Consider the following 11,440-nt stretch of genomic DNA (forward strand, 5'->3'; position numbering starts at 1 on the left):
GGACAGAGGTATCTTCTCCCCCGCGGACAGAAGCGGTGCCGTGCAGATCGCGATCCTCGGGGCTGAGTCGCTCGGCGCACGGTCGATGGCGACGGTCATCCGGACCGCCGACCGGACGGTGCTCATCGACCCCGGCGTCGCCCTCGCCCCGAAAAGGTCGGGCTTCCCGCCCCACCCAGGGGAGGTGGAGGCGGCCGACAGGGTGAGGGAGGCGGTGCTCGGGTGGCTGCCGCGGGCGACCGACGTCGTCGTCACCCACTTCCACGGCGACCACATGCCCCTTGCAGACGCCGACCCGTACCAGGTCTCCCTCTCGGCATTCGTACCGCCGCGGGGGTGCCGGGTCTGGGTGCCGGGCGAGGAGGGCCATTCGGGACAGGCGCGGGCGCGGCGCCGGGCCCTCGGGCAGGCCCTCCGCCGGCCCCTCCCCTCAGCCGAGGGGAAGGACGACGGCGTCGTCGCCTGCGCCGGCCCCTTCCCCCATGGCGGGGGGATCGGGGCGGTGATGATCGTCGCGGTCAGGGAGGGGGACGCCTGTTTCGTCCATGCCTCCGACACCCAGCTCCTCTCCCCCGAAGCGGTCGGGACAGTCCTCCGGTGGCGGCCGTCCGTGGTCTACACCTCTGGCCCGGCCCTGTACCTCCCCGAGATCACCTGGGAGGAGGTCGACCTCGCCCGCGCCCATGCCGCCCGCATCGCCGCGGCGACCGACACACTCGTCATCGACCACCACCCCCTCAGGGGGGAGGGGGGCCTCCGGTGGGTCGAAGACGCCGGCGGGATATCGGCCGCCGCATTCATGGGCGTCAGCCCCACCCCCTTCGAGGCGCGGCGCCGGGACCTCTGGGGGCGACCGCCCGCAGGTATTTATTGATCCCGGTGGATATCACGCCAGGGAGGGCATCATGACGGAAGGCGAGTTGCCGACCTTTGTGCGGGCGATCATCACCGACGAGGAGGGGAGGGTCCTCCTTCTCAGGCGTGCAGAGGAGTTGAAAAAATATTCCGGCCTCTGGGAACTCCCCGGAGGCTGGGTGAGGCCGGGGGAATCTCTTCCCGCGTGCCTTGAGCGCACGGTCTTCGAGGAGACCGGGCTGACCCTCGATCTCTGCGGGTGCAGCGGGTCCTGCGAGTCGGTCTGGGAGGGAAAGACAGAGGTCCACCAGATCTGGGTGGCGCACCCGCAACGAAAGGAGATCCGCCTCGCACCCGGACACACGTCATCGACCTGGGCGGGCCGCGACGAGATCGAAATGTTCCGGACGGTCCCCTGGCTGACAGATGCGGTCAGGCAGGTCTTCTGACCATCATTTCACTTTTTTCAGCGACTCCCTGACGAATGCCGGGATGTCGGCCGGTTGCCTGCTGGTGACGAGGTTTCCGTCCACGACGACCTCGGCGTCGACATAGTCGGCACCGGCATTCCGCAGGTCCTGCACGATCGACCTCCAGCCGGTGACCCGCCTGCCTTCGAGCACCTGCGCCGAGATCAGGAGTTGCGGGCCGTGGCAGATGGCAAAGACCGGCTTTCCGCTCTCCACGAAAGACCGCACGAACTCCACGGCATGGGCGTCGCCCCTCAGGATGTCGGGGGAGAATCCGCCGGGGATGAGGAGGGCGTCGAAGTCGTCGGGCGTCGCGTTCCTGACGGCCCCGTCGACCTGCACCTGTGTCCCTTCTCTCTTGCCGGCGACGGTGGCCCCGGCCTTCAGCCCGAGTCGAACGACCTCATGGCCGGCCTCTTCGAACGCCTGCACAGGCTTTGTGTACTCAGAGTCTTCGAACATGTCCGTGATCAGGACGGCAATACGGCTCATGGTGATCCTCCTCTCCAGTCCTCCTTGACCGGAGCAGCGGGGGATATGGGGAGGGGGCACATATATCTCCCGGCATCGGCTTCCCGCGATGGCCCGCACACATATAGCAACATATGGTTTATGGCACTGTGCCGGAAGCCGCACGCCCCCACCGGTCCCGGGAATTTAGAACACGTATTCAAAAAAAGAGGGATGCAGACGGACACAGAGCCCGCGTACGGATCGTCAGAGAGTACAGGGAGGACACACAGAAATTAATCCCGCCCCCCGTCATGCGAGAGCGGGAAGTACTGCCGATACACGGCCTGCCTCTCGTCGAGGTCGGTATGCAGATAGATCTCGGTCGTCTTGATGGAGGCATGGCCGAGGTTCTCCTGGACGACGCGGAGGTTCTTCGAGCGCCGGTAGAGTTCAGAGGCATAGGAGTGCCGGATCTTGTGCGGCGTGATGCCGGGAGGAGCGCACTCTTCGAAGATATACTGGACGGTGCGGGGCGTGATATGGTGGCCGTTCTGGCCCACAAAGAGCGGCCCCACAATTTTATTCCCGATATAATCCTCCACCTCCGCGAGAGTACCCTCGTCGACAAAAACGGTCCGGATTTTTCCTCCTTTTCCAAGGATCCTGATCGTGCCCTCGTCGAAGTCGATGTCGCCGACATCGATGGCGCAGAGTTCGGAGACACGGACGCCGGTCGCGTAGATCAGACGGATGATCAGGCGGTCGCGCGGTTTTTCGATGGACTTCAGCAGGCGCATCACCTGGTTGTGCTTCAGGTATTTCATCTCCTGCTCTTTTATGCGGGGCCGGGCCATTCCCGGCATGGGATTGACGGTCACTGCCTCCTGCGTGAAGAGGTACAGATAGAATGAGGAGAGCGCTGAGACGAACTGGCGGATGGACGTCGGCTTATACGCCTGCACAGACGTCAGGAAAGAAAGGAAGTCGGTGACCATGGCCCGGGACACTTCCACCCCGGTGTCGAGGTGCGGCGCCTCAGAAGAAAGCCATGCGGTTCTGAGAGCATCCGCGTCGCCACAGTCGCCCCGCCGCCTGAGCCAGACATAGTGGGAGAATTTTTTCAGGACCCGGGCGTACCCGTCAAGCGTATTTTTCGAGTAATTTCGCATTCTGAGGTAGTCCATGAAGGCGTCGATCCGCTCGGAAAAATCTCCGTCTGCCATTGATTATTCTTTCATATCTCGAATATAATAACTTTTTCGCATAATCACCATTATGTGAAACACGGGATCAGGGAGAGACGCCACCCCACAGACCCCATGACCCGTCGACTACCGGAGCGCCCGGCACCATGGCGACCGGGGGGACAGACCGACACCGTGCGCGAAAAAATAGCCGCATGACCCGGAAAATGAGGCGGCCCACGAAAATGCAGACAGGGAAATTTTCAGGGCAAACAGGATGGATGATACCTCCCCCCGACAGAGAGGCCGCCAGGCCGCCGGGAAAAACGGAGGAAAACGCCCGGATTGCAAGGGCATCATGACGGGAGAAAGCGGGAGAACCATAAAGAAGTGAAGCCATGCCCCCGGTAGATCGTCAAAGGTCGGGGCGACGGGTCGCGGAGAAAGTGTCGGGACCACGGAGAGAAAGCCCGGCCAGGAGAGAGACCCACAGAGATGGAGAGAGTGAGGGGCGGTTCCCCCCCACATTCCCGTCAGGCGGGACGAGAAATGCGTGATCAGATTGTGCTCCACCACATTCACAAGGTTTGAGGATGCCGGGATACCAAAAGGCGGATTGGAACCCCTTGCATGAACATCAGGGGGCCGCAAGATAAAGGGGGGCCGTGCGGGGAGAAAGTGAAGGCCGCACGGATCAGACGGACGAACGCCGGCACCGGACGGCACCAACACACAGGAAAGCGCCGCAAAATCGTCATGTACGTGGAGGAGAGATCCATTCCCGCCACCCGCCCCGGGGCCAAGCCCCGCACAGAGAGAGAACAGATACCTTTTGAGAGAGTGAAGCCTCCCCCCGGAGGCCGTCATCAGACGGAAATGTCGCGCACGCTCACGGTGAGACGGAAGCGCCCGAATAGAGAAAGACGCGAATCCTTTCGGCCGTACGCCACCAGGCCCCGACACAGGGATCAGAGTGAGACGGCAACCTTCCCCGTCACGATCTCTGATCTGTCTTCCCCGGCCCCGGCCGAATAGAATGCGACAGGAGGAATCAAGAAGACGGAAACTCGAAGATTTTCCTGTTCAGACACATTTTTGAGGTGCTATGAACCGGGAGGCCTTCATGGTAGTCCCCGGAGGAGTGTCCGGGCCCACTGCCGCCCCCACATATGGGCAGGGGACTGACGCCACGGTCCTTGAAGCCCCCGGCTTTCTCATGCTCGCGTGGTGCTCGCCCCCCACATTAGGACAGGGGGCGGAGGGCAGTCCCCCCTTCAAAATGTAGGTTTGCCCCCTTTTGAGGTCCAATCCCGAGCGGGGACGACCGAGGGCGTTGAGAAAACCTACGATTTTCGAGGTCGGGGGCAACGAGCGATAGCGAGTTCGAGAACACAGGGAATCGAAGATTCCCGGTGAAGGAAAATCTATGATTTTCCGTGCACAGAAAATGCAGAACATTTTCTTTACGGGAAGATCTTCGGCCTTCCGTGGATCTGGATCTTCGAGGTGCGAGCGAAGCGAGTATGAGAAGGCCCGCAGACCTTCGAGGTGCTGATCCTCTCCCCTTTCCCCTGCCGCCGGGCCGGGGGCTTTGCCCCCCGGAAAGCCAAACTTTCGGTTTCTCGAACTCGCTGGCGCTCGCACAGCGAAGACCCGGGGATCCGTGGCACATCAAAGATGTGCACGCACAGGAAGATCTCTGATTTTCTGTCCCCCCGACTCACCCGGTCGTCCTCCGCCCGGGATAAGGGACCCGGGAAAACAGAAAAGTGATCTTGATGAGAGCAATTGCCATCTTCGCATTTTCTGTGCACGTATTTTTCTTCTCGGGAAATCTTTGATCCCCCACGTTCTCGAACTCACCGACGTTCGTTCCCCACCCCGAATAGATGCAGGGGGCAACCGCCCCCATTCAGGATCTCCAACCCATTCTTCCGGCCCCCGCCCCCGACCCGGCACCGTACACGCGCCCCACACCGCCCACCCATAAACCGTATGATGCTATATGTAAGAATCGACCCCTGAGGCCCGGCGGCGAGGGACAGACCGGTAATCTTGATACCCGGGAAAACCAATCCCGTAGTTAAATGAGCGATCCCGCAGACCGCACCGACGAGATCAACAAATACCGGAAGTTCAAGAAGGTCGAGGGCTCTACCTACCGCCGGGTCAACCAGTTCCTGCGCAAACACACCTACATCACCGCGCGGGAGTGGGCGATCGCCCGTCTCTGTGCCGACTTCCAGACCACAAGCGGCGCGGAGATGACCTTCGTCGGTGCGCACCTGCCGGAACTCGTCCCCTTCATGACCGAACCCTACACCCCGCAGGCGGTGAACCAGGCCCGCAACGCCTTCAAGAGAAAGGTGAAGATGGCCGGGGCCACCTTCTTCTACGGTGCGATGTGCGGGTTTTTCACACCCGAAGAACTCGACGACATCCTCTTCGAGGCAAGCGAGGTGGCCCGCTTCCTCATGGAGATCGAGGGCACGGCCCTGGAGATCGACGACGAGATCGATGTCGAGGACAGAGTCGCCGAAGTCATGAAAAACATATCCCGTGCATCGTCCGACCTTCTTAAGGAACGGACCAGACGGGCAGAGAGCGAGGAGGAGTAAGATGAAGATCATCCAGTTTGTCGGAAGGTCGAACTCCGGCAAGACGACATTTATCGAGGGACTGATCAGGGCCCTCAAAGAGAGAGGGAGCGTCGCCGCCGTCAAGCACCTCGGCCACGACAGGTACGCCCTCGAAGAGGGAAAGGACACGACAAAATATGCCGGGGCAGGCGCCGACCGCGCGGTCGGCATCGACGACGTCAGGGCCGTGACCGCCAGCCAGAGCCCCGACCTCACCGCCACGCTCACCGACCTCTGCGACGCCGGCATAGAGTACTGCATCGTCGAGGGCTTCAAGACCATTCCCTTCCCGAGAATCGTGATCGGGGACCTGGAATCTGACAACATCGTCCTGAGAAACCCGACCATCGACGATATCATCGAACACCTCGACGCGTTCGAGGACTTCCAGACCATGCAGGGCACCGTCAGGGAACTGCGGCGCGCGTACCCGATGGAGAGGGCAGGTGCTGTCCTCACCTTCAACGGCATCGTCAGGGAACTGACCGGCGACGAACGTACAGAGTACCTCGATTTCCCGGCCGGCATCGACACCCTCGTCGAAGACCTCAGGAAGGAAGCCGAACAGACGCCGGGCGTCATCGGCGCCAGGTTCTATCACAGGAAAGGGCGGCTGTACGCCGGCGAGGACATCACCTACTTCGCCATCCTCGCCGAACACAGGCAGGAAGCCTTCGCCGCGATGGCGCAGGCGATCGACCGCCTCAAACGCGATTGTCATGACAGAAAATGAAGGGATGAATATGAGCACAGAGAGAGTACAAAAACAGATCTTCGGGACAAATGGTGTCAGGGGCGTCATCGGCAAGGACATGACACCCGACCTCGTGATGCGGATAGGCAAGGCCCTCGGCACGATGAGAAAAGGACGGATCGCCGTCGGGCGGGACACCAGGACCTCGGGCGAGGCCCTCGCCGCCGCCGTCTCTGCCGGCCTGATGGCGACAGGGTGCGAGGTCGTCGACTGCGGCGTCCTCCCGACCCCGGCCCTCCAGTACCTTATCATGGAGCACTTCGACGGCGGGGCGATGATCACCGCCTCCCACAACCCCCCGGAGTACAACGGCGTCAAGGTCATCGAACCAGACGGCACCGAGATGGGCGACGAGGAGACCCTGAAGCTGGAGGAGATCCTCTTCTCCGGCGCCTTCGACGAGGTCTCCTGGGAGGAGGTCGGCAGCAAGAAGGACGCACCCGACCTCAAGGAGGAGTACATCGACGCGATCGTCTCCCACTTCCCGCCCGGCATCGGCGCCGGCATGACCGTCGTCGTCGACCCGGGTTCAGGGCCCGCGGCAGACACGACGCCGGCGATCCTCTCCCGCCTCGGCTGCACCGTCCACACCATCAACGCCCAGAAAGACGGCCGCTTCCCGGGCAGACTCCCCGAACCCAGCCCCGAAGGACTCGCACCCCTGGCAGAACTGGTCGTCGAAACCGGCGCTGCCTTCGGCGTCGCCCATGACGGTGACGCCGACCGCGCCGTCTTCGTCGACAACCAGGGGAGGTACGTGGAGGAGAACAGGGAGTTCGCCCTTGTCGGCAGTTATGTCTGCAGGAAGACGAAGGGCCGTGTCGTGACCCCGGTCTCCACCTCCCTCATCGCCGAGAAGATCGCCGCCATGCACGGGTGCACGGTCGAGTACACCCCGGTCGGGAGCATCTATGTGGCAAGGCGAATGCGCGAACTCCTCGGCGAAGGGAAAGAGGTCGCCTTCGGCGGCGAAGGGAACGGCGGGCTCATCTACCCTGACCACCAGTTCTGCCGCGACGGCGGCATGACGGCCGCCATGATGGCCGGCCTCCTCCAGACCGAAGGAAAGTCCCTCTCAGCACTCCTTGACGCCCTGCCGACCTACCATATCATCAAAGAGAAGGTGAAGACACAGGAGGCCGACACCGTGATCGCCGCCCTGAAAGAACGCTATGCCGGAGAGAAGATCGACTGCCGGGACGGGATCAGGATCAACAGGCCGGGCAGCTGGGCACTGGTCCGCCCCTCGGGGACGGAACCTATGATGCGGGTCGTCGTTGAAGCGGAGATCAGAGAGAACGGGGAAGGCTTCTTCAGGGAAATCATGACTGTCATCAGGGCGGCCGCACCGGATCTCACACATACGAGAATAATTTGAAAAATATAAAAATCGCAATCTATTTTTTTATTGCACTCCGATTAACCGGGAGATAGAGAAATCCCCGGGTCGTACCTGGACGATAGATGAAATAATCTTTGATTTTCTTTTGCGTTACGAATCTCAAAAGTCACCATAGGGAATGTTTATCTACTATCATCCGAATATATTCAGTCAGGATGAGCCGTGCCTGCAACTGAGATAGATATTTTAAAAAGAATACATCAGGTGGTCGCGCGGGGAGACCAGGGAGAGATCGAGGCCTTACTGAGCGACATCTCTGATATCCCGAAGAGAAAGGAGAAAAAGGAGTTACTCGAAGAGATTCATGCCACTATCCTCGATACAGCCTTCCGTGAAAATCACCCGGAACTGACGAAAATCCCGTTATCGCTCCCGAAAAACGATATCTTCGAACACATCCTGCACGCGACCCGGATCTATATCGACACCCGGGACCGGGCATGGCTCCAGGCCGTCTACGACCTCTCGAACTCGCTTGACAGGAAGAGTTCACAGTCCATCATCCTTGCCGAGGTGACCAAGAACCTCATCGAGGCCGGAGTCGACCGCGCCGATGCCGACCTGATCAGGGTGGGCATGGAGGTCTATCACCAGATCAGTTTCAGGAAGTACCGCTCAGCCATCCTGATGGACATCGTCCCCCTGCATATTGTCTGGAGCGTCACCATCAGGGACACCACCCTCCTCACCGAGGCCGCCTTCCTCATCGAAGGGATCGGGGACATCTCCAAGCGTTCCCTCCTCCAGAGCGAAGTCGCAAAGGCGATCGGGCGGATCGGCGTCTCCACGCGCGACTTCGAGCTCATCGTCAGGGCGCTCAGGTCGGCCGCCGACATCAAACAGAAGATCAGGCGGACAAACTGCATCGCCTACATCGTCGGCCAGACCTGGAAATCCCCCCTCAGTTCACAGATCTCAGACGTCATGGAGGTCCTCAAGAGGCTGGACGACCTCCCGGAGACAGAGATCGCGGAGATCTCCGCAGCCATGGCAGAGGAGATGATCGCACGGAACCACGACAAAGGTGCCGTCGTCGTCACTCTCGAAGCACAGGTACGGGCCTATCCCTTCACCCTCCAGGGCATCATCACCGAACTCCTGAAAGCGGCGGAGAAGACCGGCGACCCCTACTACCTTGAGGCAGGGCTCACGTTCAACACGCGCCTCGAACCGTCCGACGAGGTCCAGATCAGGGAGGTCGTCAGGGCCAGCATCGCCGTCGTCGAAAGGACCGGCGAGGCCAGGTTCATCCTCCAGATCGTCCCCATCGTCGAGGAGGCGATCTCAGGCCCGAAGGCCTTCGCCATCTACCTCTCCCTTGTCCACACGATGCTCGAACGCGGGGCATTCACCCACGCCATCGACATCTTCGGGAGGATCACCTCCTTCACCGAGATCACCCAGATGGGGAACCAGTTCTGGGACACCACCGTGCTCCTGGTAAGCACAGGCGTCCTGCGGGACAGGGTCGACGACGTCAAGACACGCGTCTTCGCACGGATGGACACCGAGACGAAGGAGAGCCTGATCCAGCGGAGCGTCACCGACATCTGCAAAAACACCCCCTTCAACGATATTGTCAGGCACATCCCGTCCCTCGTGGCCCTCTGCGGCCTCCACAGGCGGCGCGACGAACAACTGCAGACGGCCATCGACCTCCTCATCGAAAGGCAGTTCATCGAGTCCCTCGACCCCTCGTACCTGGTCGAGATCGCGAGAAACATCAGCAACCCGGAGACAAGCGGGACCTCCGTCTCACGGATCGTCGCCAATATCGCAGACTACGGCGTATCCCACAGGAACCGGGACTACCTCCAGCGTGCCGTCGGCCTCACCTGCGAGATCAGGGAGCAGAAGATGCGGTCGGAGGCGCTCTGCAGCATCATCGACCGCGCCGCCGACCTCGCCGTCTATCAGGGCGATCTCACGCTCCTGAAAAGGATGCGCGGCTGGACCGATCCCCTGCTCGAAAAGGAGTACGGCCTCTACACCGCCGGCAACATCGTCCGCGGCATGGTCAAGTACGGCATCGACAAGGTTGCACCCCATGCCCTGGAGAACGCCTACCAGATCGCACGGGAGATCGAAGACCCGTCCTTACGCCAGCAACTCCATGAACTGATCACCGAGGGGTTCATCAGGGCCGGGTGCCTGATGATGACCGAACCCCTCACCGCCGAGAACGTCGACCTCCTGGAGAACCGGATCTCGGTCTTCAGGCGGGCGATCGAGATCCTCAAGGAGACGGTGGTCGAGAGGCGGTACTCCATCAGGATCGCACGGAGCATCGACACCATCGAGGAATACGTCACCAGTGCGCGGAACCCGTACCATGCCATCCCCCTCGCGATGTTCGTCCTGGAGATCAGCAGCAACGCCGAGCGGGACGCGATGATCGCACGGGTCATCGTCGATTTCGAGGACTACCTCGACGACCTCGCCTCCACCGACCCCTATGAGATGATGGCATTCATGCTCACCCGTCTCGAATATGCGCGGGGGTCGCCCGAGGTGATGGAACTCACCCGTCTCCTCCTCCTCCAGATCGCAAGTCCGTACACACGATACTCGGGGATGTGCACCCTCGCCGAGGGGTACCTCAGGATCAACGACACCGACAGGGCAACGACGATCCTGGACGGCATCCGCGACGGGGTCAGGGAGATGGAGGTCCCCCATGAAAAGGCCCTGATCCTCTCCGACCTCGCGGGACTGATGGCACGGGTAAACACGGAGGACGCCTACACCTGCTTTGACGAGGCCCTCTCTCTCATCCCCGCGGTCGACCCGGAGATGGGCGGCGTCGTCAGAAAACACCTTGTCTTCGCCCTTGTCAGTCTTCATGCCACCGAGCCGCGGGAGGAGAACATTGCCGGCGTCAACGATCTGATCATGACCATCGACGACCCGGTCGACTATGTGAACTCCCTTGTCGCCGCCTTCGGCATGGTCTCCCAGGGAGGGAGGACGGCAGAGGTCCTTGAGAAGATCTATGACGGCATTGCAGCCATTCCCTTCCCGTATGACCGCGCCTCCATGCTCATCTCCGTCGCCCCCATCGCCGAGAAATACGGGCAGGAACGCGACGCCGAGATGCTCCTCGCCGAGGCCGACAGGATCACCGCAGAGATCCAGATCCCGGTCGTCGCCGCGATGGTGAAGAAGGGCGTGAGCCAGATGTTCCTGATGCTCGCCGCGGCCCGGAATGACGAAAGTCTCAGGACCAGGGCAATCGACGCGATCCAGAGTATCGAGGACGAGATTATCAGGAACCGCGTCTTTGCGCAGATCGGGGTCAGTCCCGAGACCCCGATCGCCGACCAGGCATACTCCCGGCTCATTGACGCCGCACAGGAGGTCATCGGTGCCGCCACCTCACGCCCGGACACCTCGTCCCTCGAATACCTCATCGAAGGCGTCTCGGACCGGGCCCAGAGGGCGCGCTACTGCTTCGAACTCTACCTCCTCTTCCGCGACGCCGGCAGGGACCGCCTTGCCGACCACACCCTTCTCATCGGCATCGACGAGGCGAGCATCATCAGGCCGCTCTCCAGGCGGGTGCACGTCCTCTGCGACATCGCCCTCTCCCTCCACGAGGTCGGCGAGAAGAAGAAGAGCCGGGACGTCGTCGGCATGGCGGTCAACGCCGCCACCAACATCAGGCAGGACGACCTGCGGGACGA

At 61.4% G+C, this 11,440-nt stretch carries 8 protein-coding genes; 6 read left to right on the forward strand and 2 right to left on the reverse strand.

What is annotated here, in order from left to right:
- Together PHP59_RS08880 and PHP59_RS08885 are read left to right on the forward strand one after the other, a co-directional pair.
- On the forward strand, nucleotides 1–874 hold an 874-nt coding region (locus tag PHP59_RS08880), incomplete at its 5' end, for a hypothetical protein (protein WP_300166143.1).
- Between the two features lie 31 nt (nucleotides 875–905).
- On the forward strand, nucleotides 906–1,304 hold the full coding sequence (locus tag PHP59_RS08885) for an NUDIX hydrolase (protein WP_300166145.1): 399 nt from the start codon (nucleotides 906–908) through the stop codon (nucleotides 1,302–1,304).
- Between the two features lie 3 nt (nucleotides 1,305–1,307).
- On the opposite strand, the gene PHP59_RS08890 is transcribed toward PHP59_RS08885, so the two are convergent.
- The gene (locus PHP59_RS08890) at nucleotides 1,308–1,817 is read right to left on the reverse strand and encodes a type 1 glutamine amidotransferase domain-containing protein (RefSeq protein WP_300166147.1); all 510 of its coding nucleotides are present in this window, start codon (nucleotides 1,815–1,817) and stop codon (nucleotides 1,308–1,310) included.
- A gap of 254 nt (nucleotides 1,818–2,071) precedes the next feature.
- Nucleotides 2,072–3,001 (reverse strand): site-specific tyrosine recombinase/integron integrase, encoded by a 930-nt coding sequence (gene xerA / locus PHP59_RS08895; RefSeq protein WP_300166149.1) that lies wholly within the window; start codon nucleotides 2,999–3,001, stop codon nucleotides 2,072–2,074.
- A 2,048-nt stretch (nucleotides 3,002–5,049) separates the two neighbouring features.
- Between xerA and PHP59_RS08900 the strand changes: the two genes are divergently transcribed.
- From PHP59_RS08900 to PHP59_RS08915, 4 genes are all read left to right on the forward strand, one after another.
- Nucleotides 5,050–5,580: a DUF5806 family protein gene (locus PHP59_RS08900; protein ID WP_067051992.1), complete on the forward strand. Its 531-nt coding sequence runs from the start codon at nucleotides 5,050–5,052 to the stop codon at nucleotides 5,578–5,580.
- 1 nt (nucleotide 5,581) lies between these two features.
- Nucleotides 5,582–6,334, forward strand: coding sequence for a molybdopterin-guanine dinucleotide biosynthesis protein B (mobB, locus tag PHP59_RS08905; protein ID WP_300166151.1), 753 nt, complete (start codon nucleotides 5,582–5,584; stop codon nucleotides 6,332–6,334).
- Nucleotides 6,335–6,344: 10 nt separating this feature from the next.
- On the forward strand, nucleotides 6,345–7,733 hold the full coding sequence (gene glmM, locus PHP59_RS08910) for a phosphoglucosamine mutase (protein ID WP_300166153.1): 1,389 nt from the start codon (nucleotides 6,345–6,347) through the stop codon (nucleotides 7,731–7,733).
- Nucleotides 7,734–7,961: 228 nt separating this feature from the next.
- A partial coding sequence (locus PHP59_RS08915) for a hypothetical protein (protein ID WP_300166155.1) occupies nucleotides 7,962–11,440 on the forward strand: 3,479 nt, incomplete at its 3' end.

Origin of the sequence: Methanofollis sp. (assembly GCF_028702905.1) — an archaeon.
Lineage (GTDB): Archaea > Halobacteriota > Methanomicrobia > Methanomicrobiales > Methanofollaceae > Methanofollis.